Source organism: Microvirga sp. KLBC 81 (assembly GCF_003075415.1).
In the GTDB taxonomy this organism is placed as follows: domain Bacteria; phylum Pseudomonadota; class Alphaproteobacteria; order Rhizobiales; family Beijerinckiaceae; genus Microvirga.
In genome coordinates this window covers 247,839-263,572 of sequence record NZ_QDAH01000001.1, presented here as the reverse complement: position 1 = coordinate 263,572, position 15,734 = coordinate 247,839, and the positions used below count along the sequence as shown (strand labels likewise).

Genomic DNA, 15,734 nt, shown 5'->3' with positions numbered 1-15,734 from the left:
AGGTAGTGCTATATGCAATTTTGTGGCAAATATCAAATGCTATATCATCCCGCATCATAGCGGCGTGAGATATCGTTAGGTATAAGGAATAAGGTTGCGTAAAGGATACTAACCCTCAGTTCAAATTGAACCTGGCTGAAGCGATTATGTTCAAGATTCGAAATCAAGTACAGGCGTAGAAAAGATGAATATGAATATGCGCGCTGCGATCATTTCAACTGGCGGGGACGGTGCCATCTCCGGTAGTGCTCAGATGGAGACTCGCGATCTCTATTCGCTGTGTGGCTTCAATACAGGCAATCTGGCCTTCTGGTACGGAATTTCTCGCCATATTGCAGATGAAAAGGATTATATACCTTGGTCATTTGATCCAGATGAGGTCCGTGAGAAATATGACATTCTAGTTTTTCCTGCGGCCAACCAGATCTCAGCCGACAATGACTTGGGATACTTTGCCGACCGCTTTGAGCGGACAGGGTTGCCGTGTATCATTCTTGGGCTTGGAGCGCAGGCTCCCAAAATCGGCGCTAAATTTCAAATCCCGGCCGGAACGCGTCGTTGGCTCGATATCATTTCAGAGCGGAGTACCATGCTCGGTGTCCGCGGGACGTACACTGCAGAAGTTCTGTCTACACTCGGAATTCACAATGTCGAGGTAACAGGGTGCCCATCCTTCTTTATTAATCCCTCGGTGACGCTTGGGAGTGAGATTGAGCGTAAACTCTTTGGTGCCACAAAGCAGGTGGCCTTCTGCCAGGGCGAACTGAACGCGAACCAACTTGGTGTCGAGCAGAAGATTTTTGAGTGGGCATATACTCAGCGAGCCCCTTACATCTGTCAGGCCCCTGACCGAATGGTTTCGCTTGCCCGAGGGCGCTTGAGCGAGTTGTCGAGAGCAGAGGTTGAAGAGATTTGGCGCTTTCTAGCTCCTGGAATCTTAACCGAGGAATTCATCCAGTTCGCTCAGCAATTCTTCAAGGTGTTTTTTGATGCTACTGTCTGGCTAGAGTATCTGAAGCCGTTTGACCTGAGCATCGGATCTCGCCTCCACGGCAACATATTGGCAGTTCAGGCAGGCGTTCCGGGCATCATCGTCCCCCATGACTCCCGAACAAACGAATTAGCCGTAACGGGACAGTTGCCCATTGTAGACGCTGATACGTTTTTGCAGTGCGCAGATATCGAGCGTATCAAGGATGCGGTTGAATTCGATGGCGCGACCTTCAACAAGACACGCCGTGAACTCGCCGCCAGAATGGCTGCCATCATTCGAGATAGTGGGTTAATTGCAGGACGCGAGCTTTCTATCTTGTCAGGTGGAGAAGATCCTGAGGCCATCCAGGGTGCCTCAATGGCCGTAACTGAAAAAAGCACCAGGAATGTAGCTGCGAAGAATCCACATAAAGGGGAAGTTCGTCGCAGCATGGGAGCGGCTATGTCCTATACTCATCCGCTGCATGTCCGGTCCAAGGGGATTTGGCCGCAATACTATGGCCTGGGAACCCGCCTCAGAGGAAAAATCTTCTACTCGGACATTCTGCAGCCGAGTGATGAGTGGAGTGATTGGGAGGGAAAGCCTGTCTCGGTCGTTTCTTTGACGGAGCAGCGGCCAGAAACCTACCATGACACACACAATCATTACCAACTCGTGTTGTCGGAGGTAATGAACTTCACTCCGGATACGAACGCCATACCGTTCTGGGGAGATGCCGCTGCTATCGCCAATGGATCAGGAGCGTGGGGTGCGTTCTTCTCGGCAAGGTCGGCTTATTATGATCCGGCGACGATGCCGAGCCTTACGCTTGGCGCCTCTGCTCCGGAAGGTTTCAAGGCTGTTCCGCAAAGTGACTTCGACTGCCAGCTGACTGGACTTGAAGTCGATGTTCTCAATGGCGGAAAACCTGGCGTTTATCCAAACAAGGCAAAACACGGGATCCAGATCGTAGGCTTTGGCAATCCCAACTCTCATGCCCTATCTGTTATTTGCGAAAACTTCGATTGCGAACCAGAGAAGCGCAAAGGTCAATTCGAGTCAGGGATCTACTTCCAGAATTCTATCCACCCTGACTATGGGCGCGTCTTGGTCAGCGATTTGACGACTGCAAGAATGGGGCTCGACTTTAGTCAGACATTGTTTCGGTCCGGTGCTATTCAGCTCAAGAGTGAAGGACCCGGAACGGGCATTATTTTTGATGATGGCCGAGGAGGTGAGATTTACACCGGAACGCGTTGGGTCGGAACAGAGACTCCTCGATGGCAGACGATCCGCATGGCGGAGGAGGGGATTCGCATTGTCTCTCCCGATGGAAAACGAGAGCTGCTTGCAATTGATGCGTACGGTGGCGTCTATCTGAATGGCGACCTGTATATCAATGGACGCAGATTTCACGCGCAATCGGAGGCATCCCCTGGAGCCCTCCTGATGCAAGTTGCAAGGACTCTTCTGCAGCGCATCCTTGGATGGCTCCAGCCTTCTCCGGATCCGCGCGGCTGAAGCGCTGCTAATCCTCTCGTGTGAAGTCGGTTAAGAGCTAGTTCAGTGAAACCAAAGGTCATGTCGGTCGCTGGGATGAGTTTGGAAGTCGAGAGGCTGATTGCGCTTTTCGATCATATGGCTCTTGTCCTTCGGGCTCCGGACGGATTGCAATTCGAATCCTCCCTGTCCATCAAAGTCATGCAGGGTGGCGTCGACTGCTCCATTGCATTCGACCAATGGATCGAACTCGACAGCGCCATCGTCGCTCCGACAAAGCGAGGCAAGTCGGTTTCGGGGGCGCTGACCGGTATTCCGGAAGGGCGCCGCTTCCTCGCGGCTCTTCCGAGAGAAGTTGCCGGCCACTTCAAGCCTGAGGATCCGGTCGAGATTTCGCCGAACGGCGCGCACGCCAGCCAGGGCATCAGTATGAAGGCTACCCCTTCGGTCCCCGCCGATCTCACCAATGGGCTTGGCCCCGCGTTGGCAAGGAGCCTCATCGGATCAATCCCCGACGACATAGCCATGATCCTGGCGGCTGACATCACCGTCAAACCCATCGATGCTTCCGAAGACTCTGAGCTCGAACACATCGCCAGTGCCGGTAACGGCTTAGTGGTGAGTGGATGGATTGCGAACCTGGCGGACCGCACCATCCATATTACAAGCGAGGACCTGCGGACCTGGCTCTTCAAGTCTTCCCTCAAAGCAGTCGCTCGGCCTGATGTGCACACACATCTGCGTCAGGAAAAACGGCTGACGAGCGCGTCGAATGAGCACGGATTTGCATTCGTCATGCCGCATCAGCCGGACAAAGAGCAGGCCCTCTATTTCGTGGAAGTCTCGCCGGACGGGCGGGACGTCATCTTCCATGGTCCGTTACAGGCGACACCTGAGCAGGACGAGGCCTTGGCTCTCGACCTTGTCAGCAAGACATTCGGTGATATCCGCTCTCTGCCGATAGAGCAGGTGGATCGAACTTACCGGCTCCTTCTCTCGCCGCCAAAGGGCGAGATGCGGGCTCAAGTGTTCGATTTCGGGCCTGGCCTGCAGACAGGAAAGCCTCTTTCCTCCATCATTATCCCGTTCTATGGCGATGCTTTCTTCCTGAATTGCGTCCACTACCTTCAGCGCATTCTCGACGACAGCTTCGAGCTGGTGCTGGTCGTGGACGATCCTCGCATCTGGGATGAGATCTACAACGGATTGTCGCTGCGCAGTCATGCCATCCGTGTGACGACACGGTTGCTGCGCAATTTCGCCAATTATGGTTATGGCGGCGCCAACAATCTCGGCGCCAACCTCGCTCGCGGTGACGTGCTGTTTCTCATGAACTCCGACATTCTCGTGAAGGATGCGCAGGGGCTTGTAAAGGCAGCCGAGACCATCCGGGGGCGCAAGCAGGCCTCAAGGCCCGAGCTGCTGATCGGGTTTTCGCTGCTCTATGAGGACAACACGATCCAGCACGTCGGAATCGAGTTCATGCGTTCCTCCATGGCAGGCGATTTCTTCCTGGCCGATCACCCTCTGAAAGGGCTCCCGTTCGCCTTCTACAAAGGAGATGCGGTTCGGCATGTTCCAGCGGTGACAGGGGCCTTGATGGCGCTCTCGAAGGATCTCTTCTCGAAGCTTGGTGGCTTCGATCCTGCCTTTGTACGCGGTGATTTCGAGGATGCGGATCTGTGTCTGCGGGCGCGGCGGATGGGAGCCGAAATCCAGCTTCACGTGCACCCCGGACTTTATCATCTGGAGCGCCAGTCCGTTCCAGCGATGGGGGATGCAGATATCCAATCGGCGATCAACTACATAAACTGCGTGGAGTTCAATCGGCGTTGGGCTGCTGAGTTGTCACGACCCAAACGGGTTTTCAAGATTTCCGGAGGGCAAGCACCTTCCGGCACCGGGCAATAAGAATGGTATGCATCAAGCGTACAGGTCTCACGTTTCAGGGGCAGTTTTCACGATGCGCGTAATGGTCCTTTCCCACGGACATCCGGAACTCGGTGCTGGTGGCGCGGAGCGGGCCGCCTATTCCATCTTTCAAAGGCTCAAGGCTGACCCGAGAGTTGAGCAGGCGATCTTCGTGGCCCGCTCCGAATACGTGGGCATTGGACACAGCGCTTGTTTTGGAAGTTTCCGTGGACGCCCAGATGAAATCCTGGTTTGCCCTCCGCCGTTTGATCGATTCACGTGCCAAAGTCTGAACCATGATCTGCTTGCCCAGCTGATTGATGAGCTTGTCCGTTTCTTCCGGCCTGATGTGGTGCACATTCACCACTATATCTTCTGGGGTCTTGATATTCTGGAGATGTTCAGGCGGGCCGGCGTGCGCGTTGTCTTGACGTTGCATGAATACGCGGCGATCTGCACTAATCTTGGCCTGATGGTCAAAAGCGGCAAAGGTCTTTGCTATGCGGCATCCCCGGCCGAGTGCAGCCAGTGCTTTCCATCGATGAGCGCCGGAAAATTCTTCGTTCGCGAATCCATCTACAAAATGTTCTTCGAGAATGTCGATATTTTCGTGTCGCCCAGCGCCTTCCTGAAGGAGCGCTATGTGGACTGGGGGCTGCCTGCGGAGCGCATTGAAGTCATCGAGAACGTGATGGATCAGGACGTTCTTGATCGGAGCCGAATACCTGTAATCGCCCGGCCCCGCCAGTCTGAAGACCGACGCTTGATCCTGGCGTTCTTCGGTCAGGTCAATCCGTTTAAGGGTGTCGATGTCCTGCTTGAGGCTTGCGCATCACTTCCGAAACGCATGCGCAAGAAGCTCGAAGTGCGCATCCATGGCGAGAACAAGCATTTCCGCGATGGCGAGTTCGCACAAAAGATCGAGCGTCTTCTCGGGGAGACTCGTGATGTCGTCCGCATGATGGGAGGCTACAGGAATCAGGACGTCATCAATCTGATGCGAGCCAGTGACTGGATCGTCGTTCCCTCGATCTGGTGGGAGAACTCACCCATCGTGATCCAAGAGGCCCGCATGGCCGGGCGTCCGATCATCTGTGCAGATATCGGCGGAATGATCGAAAAGATTGATCGTAATCTGGATCTGCCGTTCTCGGCAGGCAGCGCTGGGGCGCTTGCGGATATCATCAGGTCTCTTGTCGAGGGTAGCTCTCAGACGGATCCTGAGGCCGTCTCACGGTTTCCTGAAGCGCGGCAGGAAGCGCGGCAGGCGCTTGATGCGGAAAACTATCATCGCCACTTTGCCCTGTATGGGCATCCCGAGCACAAGGGGGGCGCTAACTGCCATGTCAATAATGGCAAAGGCAGCACGCTGTCAGAGGTGGCATGCTAGGCAGGCGCGCTCCTCAACGAGAGGCTGTCATTCCTGCCGCTTCCGGAACAGGGCTCTTGGTCAGAACCATCTTGCCGGTGCTGCGGTGACAGGAGATCGTGACGAAACCGTCGGAGGCGTTGATCCGAACGCTCGTCTCCTCTTCATTGTTGATCAGCTGTACGGGGGCCTCGTGTAATTCCTGGGAAGCCTCGGCAATAATCGACAGGCAATCGGCATAGGGCAGGGTGGCAATGCGGGTATTCGCATCGTCTGCTTGGGCAGCGGTGTGGCTTGACAATATTCCGAGAAAGCCGAGCAGAAAAATCATCGTCCATGAACGCATCGATCCGTTCTCCCAACGCTCGGAAGATCACCACGCCCGAGACTTTGCCGCTGTGCTGTACCACACATAGGCAACGTAACCCCCTGGCGAGCCGTTCCTGCTGCCGGTGTCGCAGGAAGAACTCGCCCGCTCGGGAGAAACCTTAGCCGCTCGATTCTTTCGATCTTGCGAATATCTCACGGCCTCGTCTTTCCGCTCTCTCCAGAGCCTCGGCAAGCAGACGGCGTGCTTGCGGCGATGTCTCACGATCCTGTGTACCGGTGATCTGTGCGAGGATCGTGTCCGCTTCTGCTTCATGGCGTTCTTCAGGCATGCAGAATACTCGTTTCAGAGGATCAGGGATATCATTGCAACCGTTATGGATCCTTTCAGGTTCCTGCACTCTGCATATCAACCGGCAAGCTAGGCCCTGCGTCGTCGTGAACCTTGCGCTTGAGCAGGAAATGTAAGACAGTTCCATCAAGAACAAGAAGCCCGCAGATCGTTGCATGGGCTCGCTGATGGGGCTGTTTTCCCATTGATATTGGAGTTCGGTTTCTTGCGTGCCGTTGCGGGTCGGGATCGTCATTCCGGCCGGCAGAAGAACGAATATTGGTCTATCTCGTTGTGGTTGGGACTTGAGGTCCCTTTGAAGTTTTCGCGTTCAGTCATGATTCATCCCAGAAACGTCAGGGGTGGTCCTATGAAAGCTCTCGGACCAGATCCCTTACAGGACGCACTCGAATTGAAGGCGCATGTCAGAGGCCTGAAGGCCCTGCTTGAATTGCAGCGCTGGCAGATCGAGGTGTTGAACGAAAGGCTCTATGCTTCCGCGTCTGGAGGCACGGCCGCCCGACGCTTGCTGGCTCTCAAGCAAAGTGAGGCAGGAGCATCACGCCTGCGCAAAGGCACAGGCTCCTAGAGCATCGGACGTGAAAAGTGGACTTGCACTTTTGGGATCGATCCGATGCTCAGCCTTGAGAGGAGCGCATCGTTTTGAGCGGAAAACCGGATCCACTTTTCGCTGACGCGGACCTTCGGTTCCGCACGATGCGCTAAAGCACCGTGCGGAAAACCGGGTCCATCTGTCTGCACGGTGCGTTACCGCTCCTGCCGACGTAGTTTCCGGTCTTTCAGGAAAAGTGTGTCCAATTCAGCGATACCGAGCTGGCCTGCCTCCCAGGATGCCACCAGCTCAGGAATGGAACTGCTTGGGCTCGCCATGCCGAAGAGAAAGCCTTGACCGAGGTCGCAGCCCTGGCTGCGCAGGAAAGCCGCCTGCACAGCCGTTTCGACGCCTTCCGCGACCGTGTTGATGCCAAGACTCTTGCCAAGGCTGAGAACTGCCTGGAGGATGGCCGGATCATCGGGGTTGCTCGCCAGATCGTGCACAAAGGAACGATCGATCTTGATGGCGTCGACCGGGAATTGCTTGAGGTGGGAAAGCGAGGCATAGCCCGTTCCGAAATCATCGAGTGCGATCTTGACGCCTTCTGCGCTCAGCTTGCGGAGGGCCTTTTCGACGAACTCAGCACCACGTCCGAGAAAGACGGTTTCGGTCACTTCGATCTCGAGGCAATGGTTTGGAATATCGGCTGCACGCAAGCGATCCAGAATCCTGTCGGCGAATTCCATATCCTTGAACTCGGCGGCCGACGCATTGATCGCTACATGCCCGAATGGGATGCCGTCCTGCAGCCAGCGGCGCATGTCATCGAAGACCATGTCGTGCATCTGCTTGCTGAGAGCAACGGCGAGATGCGGATCATCGAAGGCCGCCTGGATGCTCGCAGGAAGCTCGATGTCGGCGCGGCGATTGCGCCACCTGAGCAGGGCCTCGAAGCCCGCGAGAGCGCCGGAATTCAGGTGCACCTTGGGCTGATAGAAAGGCTCGATGCTGCGCTCATCGATAGCCCCACGGGCATTGCTGCGCATCTCAGCCTTCCGTTGCGCCTCCGTGCGCATGGAAGTTTCGAAGACGACCACCTTGTCTCGTCCGGTCGCCTTGGCCGTGTAGAGCGCGACATCGGCTTGCTTCAGCAGGTCTTCGGCCTCCAGTGCATGGTCTGGCCAGATGCTGGCGCCGATGCTGGCGCGGCAATCGAGTGCGCGTCCCGCGTAGGGGAGGGGCTTCTGCAACTGCTCCAGGATGGGTGCGATGAGCGTGTTGATATCCTGCTCGCCATCGATTTCCGGAAGAATGATCGCGAACTCATCACCGCCATTGCGGGCGACGGTGTCAATGGGGCGTACGGCGGCGCTGAGCCTGTTGGCAACTGTCTGCAGAACGGCGTCGCCCGCGTCGTGGCCGAGAGTATCGTTGATCTCTTTCAGGTGGTCCACATCGAGGATCAGCAGGCCGACCTTCCGTCCCAGGTTTGCCGATTGCTCCAGGGCCTTGCTCAGACGCAGCTGGAAAAGCACTCGGTTAGGGAGCCGTGTGAGAGGATCGTGATGAGCGGCCCAGATGATCTTCTCTTCCGCCTCTTTCTGCGCGGTGACATCGCTGATGATGCCCTCCAGGAAGGCGGGCTCGCCCGAGGCGTCGAAGATGCATTGCCCGCGATCGACAACCCAGCGGGTTTCTCCCGATCTGGTCGTGATCCTATAAACGAGGTTGAACGGCTGCTTCGCCGCGATGCTTCCAAGGATCGTGTCGTCGACCATCGGGACGTCTTCCGGATGGACGATCTCCCCCCAGCTGAGCCGCTTCTCCATGAACGCGCTGGCCGGATAGCCCGTCAGAGCCTCTGCACCTTCGCTGATGAATGTGAATGGCCATGGTGCGGCTATATCGCATTTATAGACGAGACCTGACAGATTATCGATCAGCGTTGCGAGCTGACGCTTGCTTTCGATCAGCTGTGCCTCGGCCTCCATGCGCTCTGTCAGGTCGCGTGAGATGCCGATGACTCCGACGATGTCGCCATTCTGCCACCAGGGTACCTTCACGGTCTGGAACTTACGTGACTTGTCCAGGATCGGGATATCTTCCTCGATGGTGACAGGTTCGCCCGTGGTCAGCACCTGATGATCTGATCTTGCGTGAATATCGCTTGGATCCCGCGAGAAGAATTCCCGATCGAGCACGCCCTCGACCGGCCCGCAGGCTTCGGTCAGTTGACGGTTCGAGAAGACGAAGCGTCCCTCCCGGTTTTTCACGAAGATCAGATCTTGGATGCTGTCGATGACGACCTGGAGCAGATCCTTGCTTTCTCGCGCCTTCTCCTCCGCCATCTTCCGGGCGTGAATGTCTTCGGCGACCGTGATGGTCGAAACGGGTGTTCCTGTATCGTCAGAGACGAAGGAAACATTCACCGCACACCAGATTGGTGTGCCATCGGGACGGATGTAGCGCTTTTCGATCTGAAAGGGCTCAGCGGTTCTGAGGTGCTTTTGGAAGAGGGCGATGTTCCAATCGACGTCCTCTTCATAGGTGAAAGCACGCATGGGCAGGCCGTCCAGCTCTTCCTTGCTGCGGCCCACGATGTCGCAATAACGCTGATTGACCATCAGCACGCGCCCCGTCAGATCCCGGTGCAGAATGCCGACAACGGTTTGGCCGAAAACGGTGGCGAGTTGCCGCTCTCGTACACGAAGAGCTTCGGCTGCGGTGCGACGCTCGTTGATGTTTCGGAAGATGACCATCAGGTCATCTTCCACGGGCGTGGCATGCACTTCGTACCAGGCTGACAGGGGCTCGAAATAAGCCTCGAAGATCCGCGTCGACTGCTCCTTCATCGCGCGGCGGTAATTCTCTTCGAAAATCGTGCCTATGGTCTTGGGAAAGAGCTCCCAAATGCATTGGCCGATAACATCGGCCTTGATATTCAGCTCTATTGCTGCGCGCGGATTGAAGAAGGTGAAGCGCCATTCGCGGTTGAGAAAGAACACGCAGTCGGATGTGCTCTCCACAAAGGCGAGAGCATAGTTCGAAAGCGCGGAAGAAGAGGATTGCTGATGGTGAAAATGTGATTGCCCGCGCGTGTCGGAGAAACGCTGGCGCAGCCATGAACGGCCCCAGAAACGCATAGCTGCACTCTTTAAAGTCTGCCCATACCACAGTTCATCTGCGGCTGCTTGTTTATGTCAGTAAACCTCCTGCGAGATTGCAGGAAGAATGATCTATAGTAAAAACAATATCTAATTATTGCGTTGTCCTAGAGCATAAAGCAACCCACAAAAATTGCCGAAGGGGAGTTGCGAATTGTATATATGTTATAACATAGACATAGCTTCGCTATTTCCGGATTTCAACGTGGTTCGTCCAACGAAAAAGCCCGGTGACGACACCGGGCTTTCAGAGTTGTGAGTTGTGCTCGAGCTCAGTTGAACTTGTAGTTCAGGCCAGCGCGGAGCACGCCAAATTCCGTGTCGCGGCGGATGTTGACGCGGTTGGCTAGGGCATAGCTATCGCTGGTGTCGAGGTTCACATAGAGACCTTCGACTTTTGCAGTGAAGTTGTCGGTAACGGCATATTCGAGGCCACCGCCCATGGTCCAGCCGCCGCTCATGTTATCGTCGCGGCGATAGCCGAGCGCTCCATCCAGAGCTTTGTTGCCTCCAATTTCGCCGTAGGCGAAGCCGAGGGTTCCGAACACAAGAGCCCGATCGAAAGCCAGACCGGCGCGAGCGCGGACCGTGCCGAAGTAGCCATCGGAGTCGCCCGGATAATAGGTGCCGCGGTAGGTCGCACCCTTGTCGCCGACAGCGGCATATTGGAGATCAGTCTCGGCGCCGACCACGAACATGCCAAGCTGATAGTTATAGCCACCTTGGATACCGCCAATGAAGCCACTCTTGCGGCCGCCGCCAGTGACATTGAAAGCGGGATCATAATATTGGCTGACGCCGGTGCTCCGGCCGTAACCGAGGTTCGCGCCTGCATAGAAGCCGCTCCAAGTGAAGGTCGGGATGGCATTGTAGGCGGAGGCCGGAGAATAGCGCGATGGAAGGTCGGCTGCCTGCGCGCCCGAAGCGGCAATGGTGAGAGCTGCGGTAGCAGCAAGCAGAGCGAAAGCAGGGTTACGCATTACTGGAATCCGTTGTTACGTCGAAGCACGCTAGGCATTAATTGCCTGTCCCGGGTGTAATAGGCTCGGAAGAGGTACTACTGCAATATGATTGCTTGTATTCGGTGTCGGTATGCTTGATGCTTTATGAACATTTACCTTTTATATACCATGAGCAATCAAGGTGATTGCTATGGTGAATATTTCGTGAGTAAATGCGTTGCTGAATTCGAGCCCATGGCTCAAAGTTTAGAGACAAAGAAACTTCTGCCCTGCCGAAAGGCGGGGCTTTTTCTTGGTCAGGGCAGGGCAGCTCAGGCACAGTCCGTCTTGTTCATGGCGTCGGCCTGCCGGGCGATCACATCCACATCCGCACTCATGGGCAGTGTCTTCGGATCGAGATCGGCAATGGGAAACCAGCCGGCCTCAAGGGCGTCGTCGCCGGCGATGGCGTCGCCGGAGATCCAGCGGCATCGGACTGCGATCAGGATATAATGCTGGCGAATGCTGCCGTCCTCGGACGGCACGAGGATATCGAGCGCCGTAATGACGCCCTGCGCCTCGCCTTCGATGCCGGTCTCTTCCAGAAGCTCTCGGGTGGCGGCCTCCGCGACCGTCTCGCCGAATTCGATCTTGCCGCCCGGAAAGCCCCAGAGGCCTGCATCCGGCGGGTTGGCTCTGCGCACGAGAAGGGCCTGACCCTCGTGGATGACGACGGCGATCACGGCCGGAACAGGGGAGGGCGAATGAGAAAAGGCTTGGCCAGTCATGGCCAAGCCTTATCGCAGGAGGCTGATTTCCGATAGCAGGCGATCAGCGCTGATGCCGCATCAGAGCCGATTGAAGGGGCTCCACGCTCTTCGTCATCCAGTGGGCCGTTGTTTCGGCAATGTCCTTCCACTGCGCGGAGGCGGTCTCGAAGGCCTCGCGCGCCGCACCGGTCTGAGCATTGAAGCCGCCGGGCTGGTGGGAATTGTCGATCGCCGTGCGCCACAGGTCGAGGGCTGCGTGCCCTTGAGTCTGCAGAGCCTGGATGATCTTGTCGTTTACCTCAAGGGCGCCCTTGGCCGACACGGAAACCGCTTCGCGCACAGCTTGGCGGAGCGCCTCGCTTTGGTCGCGGAGGGAGAAGACGAAAGGCTCGCTCTCCTGGGGCTTTGCCTTGGCGGAGACAGAGGGCTTGGGGGCAGGCGCAGATTTTGCAACCTGTACGATCGCCGTCGCTTCAGCGGCAGGTGCTGCCGCCATCTCGACGAGATCGGCCTTCGGAGCGCTCTTGGCGCTGCGGGTCCTGGTCTTCTTGGTTTCCGTCATCGTGACGTCCTCGCGGAAGTTTTGTGAGAAGGCGCTTACTTCTTCGAGCCAGGCTGCTTCATGGCAGACTGAGCAATCGAGCCGAATTCCTTCATCTGGGTCTGCATGGCTTCGAACTGCGTGCGGACGAACTCGGCCTGGATCTGCATGGCTTCCTGCATGTCCTTGGCGCGCACCATGCGCTGGGCGAGATCGAAGGCCGCCGCCAGGTTCTGTTCGGCGTAGGAGAAGGTCTTGCGGGTGGCGTCCTTGGCGCTGGCCTGGACCGTGTTCGCCGAGCCTTCGAAGGTGTCGACGGTCTTCTGGGCGGCGCTCATGAAGCCATCGATGGCCTTGCGGGCCTGCTCGACGCTCTTTTCGGCGAAATCGCGCATTTCGGCCGGGATTTCGTAGGACTGGTTCGGGTTCGTTGCCATGGGTCGCTCCTCTTCGGCGTTTGTGCAGTGCAATATCACATTGTGCGGTGCGAAATCAACTGCTTTTGGACCTGCCCAATTAAGGTTACCTCAAAGTAAAAGGATTCAAGGGCTCAAGCCTGCTGCCTCCTTGCCAACATTCGTCTAAAACCGCTTCAATAGGGTAACGCCAAGGCGGAGTAGGATCGAGGCCGTCATGAACGGGGCTCTCAACAAGTATGAAGCGCTGATCGCGCGGCTTGCCGCCGAGCCGGGTTTAGGGCTCATGGCGAGGCCCGGGGCGCCCGTGCTCGTCTGGGACCGGTCGGTCGAGAGGCTGCTCTGGACTTCTCCGGCAGCGGAGGGGCTGGGTAAGGCCTTCACCGACAAGACGGGTCGTCTCGTGTCGGATCTTCGTGCCCGCGAGCGCCTGAAGGCTCTGGCCGCAGGGGGCGCTCCCCGCGAGGGAGCGCGCCTTGAACGACTGCGCCTCAATCCGATCCGCCCATGGCAACCCGTTCCCTGCGCTTGCCGCCTGGCGGTTCTGGAGAGCGGTGAGGAGATCCTGGTGACGGCGCTTCTGGGGCCGGTCCCACAAGGCTTCGAACGCCCGAGCGCATCCTCGATCTCAAATGCTGAAAATCAGCCCGCTTCCCAGATCTTCAGCCCTCCTTCCGAAGAAGTCGTGGCTCCTCGGGAAAAGCCAAGCGGCTCCATCCGCTTCGTCTGGCAGGCAGATGCTCAGGCGCGGTTCACGCAGGTCTCCCCCACCCTGGCCGAGGCCGTCGGCACGCGGGCAGGGGATATTGTGGGACGGACCTGGGATGAACTGACTCACACGGTGGTTACCGATCCCGAAGGGGAGATTGCAGGCCTCTTCGCGAGTGGCGGGACCTGGAGCCGGCGAACCATCTTCTGGGCGCTGGACGAAAAGGCCAAGCAGGTGCCGGTCGATTGGGCGGGAATGCCGATTTTCGGAACTGGGCGTGAGCTCATCGGGTTCCGTGGCTTTGGTCTGCTGCGCATGGACGAGATGCGCGAGCGGGAGGCTTCCGAGCTTCCCGCTGCCGATCCCGATGCCTTCCTGACGGATGCAGCCCTTCCTTTCGCTCCGCCGGAGGAAGCGCAGGTCGAGGAAGAAGAGGACATCTCTGCCCCATCTCGGGAAGACGAGAACTGGGTCGCCGACTTGCGCAACAAAGTGACGGAAGCGCTCGTCAGCACGACGCCTGCCGAGGAGCCCGCAGAAACGGATGCCGCGGCTCGGTCGGAGGAGGCCGACGAGAAGGCGCACCCCGCTCCCGCATCGAGCCTGTCCTCTGCGGAGCGCAATGCCTTCCGCGAAATTGCTCGTGCCTTAGGCGCGCGACTGGAAGAGAAAAGTTCACAAGCGGCAGCGGCTCCTGATGAAAGAGCAGCCCAGGACGAGGAGACCAACGGCGAGATTGAAGCATCCACCAAGGAAGGGCAGGCAGTACATGTTGCTTCTGACACTGGCGATCGGATCCTCGACCGTCTTCCCGTCGGCATTCTCATCCATCGCGGCGAACACATTCTCTTTGCCAACCGCTTCCTCCTCGATCTGACAGGCTATGAAGATGTCGGGCAGGTGACGGCTGACGGCGGCATCATTCAGCTCTTCCGCGGCTCTCCGGCGCTGAGCTCCTCTGCCGAGGAGGATACAGGGCTCGCGCTCACGACCCGCCATGGCGAGAACATCGCCGTCAGCGTGCGTGCGTCGGATGTGGAGTGGAATGGCAATCAGGCTGAGCTGATGCTTATCCGCAAGTCCTTCGCTCAGGACAGCGCACCGCGCCCGCAGGACAGCCGTGTGCAGGAACTGGAGGCGATCCTCGATACGGCGACCGATGGCGTGATCTTGTTCGACGGGACGGGCCGCATTCTTTCGCTCAATCGCTCGGCCGAGGCGCTGTTCGGCTACCGTCAGCGCGAGGTGATGGGCAATCTCATCACGATTCTGCTCGCTCCCGAGAGTCACAAGGCGGCACTCGATTATCTCGAAGGCCTTCGCTCGCCGGGCGTGGCGAGCCTGCTCAACGATGGCCGCGAGGTTCTGGGCCGCGAGCGGCAGGGCGGCACCATTCCGCTTTTCATGACCATCGGCCATGTGGGCGAGGGCGAGAACCGCAAGTTCTGCGCCGTGCTGCGCGACATGACGACATTCAAGAAGGCCGAAGGCGAACTCGTCGGCGCCAAGCGCGCGGCGGAAGAGGCAAGCGCGCAGAAATCCGACCTTCTCGCCAAGATCAGCCACGAGATCCGAACACCGCTCAACGCCATTATCGGCTTTGCCGAGGTGATGCTGGAGGAACGCTTCGGCCCCGTCGGAAACGAGCGCTACAGGGAGTATCTGCGCGACGTTCACGCCTCCGGCTCGCATGTGATCAGCCTCGTGAACGATCTGCTCGATCTGGCGAAGATCGAAGCAGGACGCCTCGAATTGTCGTTCACCGGCGTCAATCTCAACGATCTCGTCTCGTCCTGCGTCACCCTGCTTCAGCCGCAGGCCATGCGCGACCGCATCGTCATGCGCACGAGCTTTGCATCGAAGCTGCCGCCGGTCGTGGCCGATGAGCGCTCCGTGCGCCAGATCGTGCTCAACCTCGTCTCCAACGCCATCAAGTTTACCGATGCGGGCGGTCAGGTGATCGTCTCGACCGCGGTAACGGATCGGGGCGAGGTGGCGTTCCGTGTACGGGATACGGGCATCGGCATGACGGAGGAGGAGGCCAAGGCTGCCCTCGAACCGTTCCGCCAGATCGCGACCTCCCGAAAGCCCGGCGGAACGGGTTTGGGGCTCCCCCTCACGAAGGCGCTCGTGGAAGCCAATCGTGGCGCTCTGCAGATCTCGAGCCATCCCAACGAGGGCACGCTTGTCGAGGTGATCTTCCCGCCGACCCGAGTTTTGGCGTAA

The 15,734-nt window shown here is 57.8% G+C and carries 11 protein-coding genes; 4 read left to right on the top strand and 7 right to left on the bottom strand.

Annotated features, from left to right (window positions below; genetic code table 11):
* Window positions 1-190 precede the first annotated feature (190 nt).
* From DC522_RS01265 to DC522_RS01255, 3 genes are read left to right on the top strand one after another with little or no spacing between them, the layout of a single operon-like run.
* The gene (locus DC522_RS01265) at window positions 191-2,494 is read left to right on the top strand and encodes a polysaccharide pyruvyl transferase family protein (protein ID WP_165820004.1); all 2,304 of its coding nucleotides are present in this window, start codon (window positions 191-193) and stop codon (window positions 2,492-2,494) included.
* Window positions 2,495-2,539: 45 nt separating this feature from the next.
* Window positions 2,540-4,384 carry a glycosyltransferase gene (locus DC522_RS01260; RefSeq protein WP_133239202.1) on the top strand — a complete coding sequence of 615 codons (1,845 nt, stop codon included), beginning with the start codon at window positions 2,540-2,542 and terminating at the stop codon, window positions 4,382-4,384.
* Between the two features lie 7 nt (window positions 4,385-4,391).
* The gene (locus tag DC522_RS01255) at window positions 4,392-5,774 is read left to right on the top strand and encodes a glycosyltransferase (protein WP_116526873.1); all 1,383 of its coding nucleotides are present in this window, start codon (window positions 4,392-4,394) and stop codon (window positions 5,772-5,774) included.
* A 13-nt stretch (window positions 5,775-5,787) separates the two neighbouring features.
* On the opposite strand, the gene DC522_RS01250 is transcribed toward DC522_RS01255, so the two are convergent.
* The 7 genes from DC522_RS01250 to DC522_RS01215 all read right to left on the bottom strand — a co-directional run bounded on the left by DC522_RS01250 (window position 5,788) and on the right by DC522_RS01215 (window position 12,820).
* The gene (locus tag DC522_RS01250) at window positions 5,788-6,099 is read right to left on the bottom strand and encodes a hypothetical protein (RefSeq protein WP_116526872.1); all 312 of its coding nucleotides are present in this window, start codon (window positions 6,097-6,099) and stop codon (window positions 5,788-5,790) included.
* A gap of 142 nt (window positions 6,100-6,241) precedes the next feature.
* Window positions 6,242-6,667 carry a hypothetical protein gene (locus tag DC522_RS01245; RefSeq protein ID WP_116526871.1) on the bottom strand — a complete coding sequence of 142 codons (426 nt, stop codon included), beginning with the start codon at window positions 6,665-6,667 and terminating at the stop codon, window positions 6,242-6,244.
* Between the two features lie 512 nt (window positions 6,668-7,179).
* Window positions 7,180-10,110 carry a GGDEF and EAL domain-containing protein gene (locus DC522_RS01235; RefSeq protein WP_116526869.1) on the bottom strand — a complete coding sequence of 977 codons (2,931 nt, stop codon included), beginning with the start codon at window positions 10,108-10,110 and terminating at the stop codon, window positions 7,180-7,182.
* Window positions 10,111-10,403: 293 nt separating this feature from the next.
* A complete protein-coding gene (locus tag DC522_RS01230) occupies window positions 10,404-11,111 on the bottom strand; it encodes an outer membrane protein (RefSeq protein ID WP_116526868.1) in 708 nt (235 codons plus the stop codon).
* A 293-nt stretch (window positions 11,112-11,404) separates the two neighbouring features.
* Window positions 11,405-11,860 carry an NUDIX hydrolase gene (locus tag DC522_RS01225; protein WP_116526867.1) on the bottom strand — a complete coding sequence of 152 codons (456 nt, stop codon included), beginning with the start codon at window positions 11,858-11,860 and terminating at the stop codon, window positions 11,405-11,407.
* A gap of 43 nt (window positions 11,861-11,903) precedes the next feature.
* Window positions 11,904-12,404 (bottom strand): phasin family protein, encoded by a 501-nt coding sequence (locus tag DC522_RS01220; RefSeq protein ID WP_116526866.1) that lies wholly within the window; start codon window positions 12,402-12,404, stop codon window positions 11,904-11,906.
* 35 nt (window positions 12,405-12,439) lie between these two features.
* Window positions 12,440-12,820, bottom strand: coding sequence for a phasin (locus DC522_RS01215; protein WP_116526865.1), 381 nt, complete (start codon window positions 12,818-12,820; stop codon window positions 12,440-12,442).
* Window positions 12,821-13,016: 196 nt separating this feature from the next.
* On the opposite strand from DC522_RS01215, the gene DC522_RS01210 reads away from it, so the two are divergent.
* Complete coding sequence (locus DC522_RS01210) at window positions 13,017-15,734, top strand: PAS domain-containing sensor histidine kinase (protein ID WP_116526864.1); 2,718 nt, start codon at window positions 13,017-13,019, stop codon at window positions 15,732-15,734.

Coding starts and splice junctions, on each gene's coding strand:
- DC522_RS01265 (WP_165820004.1), top strand. CDS start 191: ATGAATATGCGCGCTGCGATCATTTCAACTGGCGGGGACGGTGCCATC.
- DC522_RS01255 (WP_116526873.1), top strand. CDS start 4,392: ATGCATCAAGCGTACAGGTCTCACGTTTCAGGGGCAGTTTTCACGATG.
- DC522_RS01250 (WP_116526872.1), bottom strand. CDS start 6,099: ATGCGTTCATGGACGATGATTTTTCTGCTCGGCTTTCTCGGAATATTG.
- DC522_RS01245 (WP_116526871.1), bottom strand. CDS start 6,667: ATGACGATCCCGACCCGCAACGGCACGCAAGAAACCGAACTCCAATAT.
- DC522_RS01235 (WP_116526869.1), bottom strand. CDS start 10,110: ATGCGTTTCTGGGGCCGTTCATGGCTGCGCCAGCGTTTCTCCGACACG.
- DC522_RS01230 (WP_116526868.1), bottom strand. CDS start 11,111: ATGCGTAACCCTGCTTTCGCTCTGCTTGCTGCTACCGCAGCTCTCACC.
- DC522_RS01225 (WP_116526867.1), bottom strand. CDS start 11,860: ATGACTGGCCAAGCCTTTTCTCATTCGCCCTCCCCTGTTCCGGCCGTG.
- DC522_RS01220 (WP_116526866.1), bottom strand. CDS start 12,404: ATGACGGAAACCAAGAAGACCAGGACCCGCAGCGCCAAGAGCGCTCCG.
- DC522_RS01215 (WP_116526865.1), bottom strand. CDS start 12,820: ATGGCAACGAACCCGAACCAGTCCTACGAAATCCCGGCCGAAATGCGC.
- DC522_RS01210 (WP_116526864.1), top strand. CDS start 13,017: ATGAACGGGGCTCTCAACAAGTATGAAGCGCTGATCGCGCGGCTTGCC.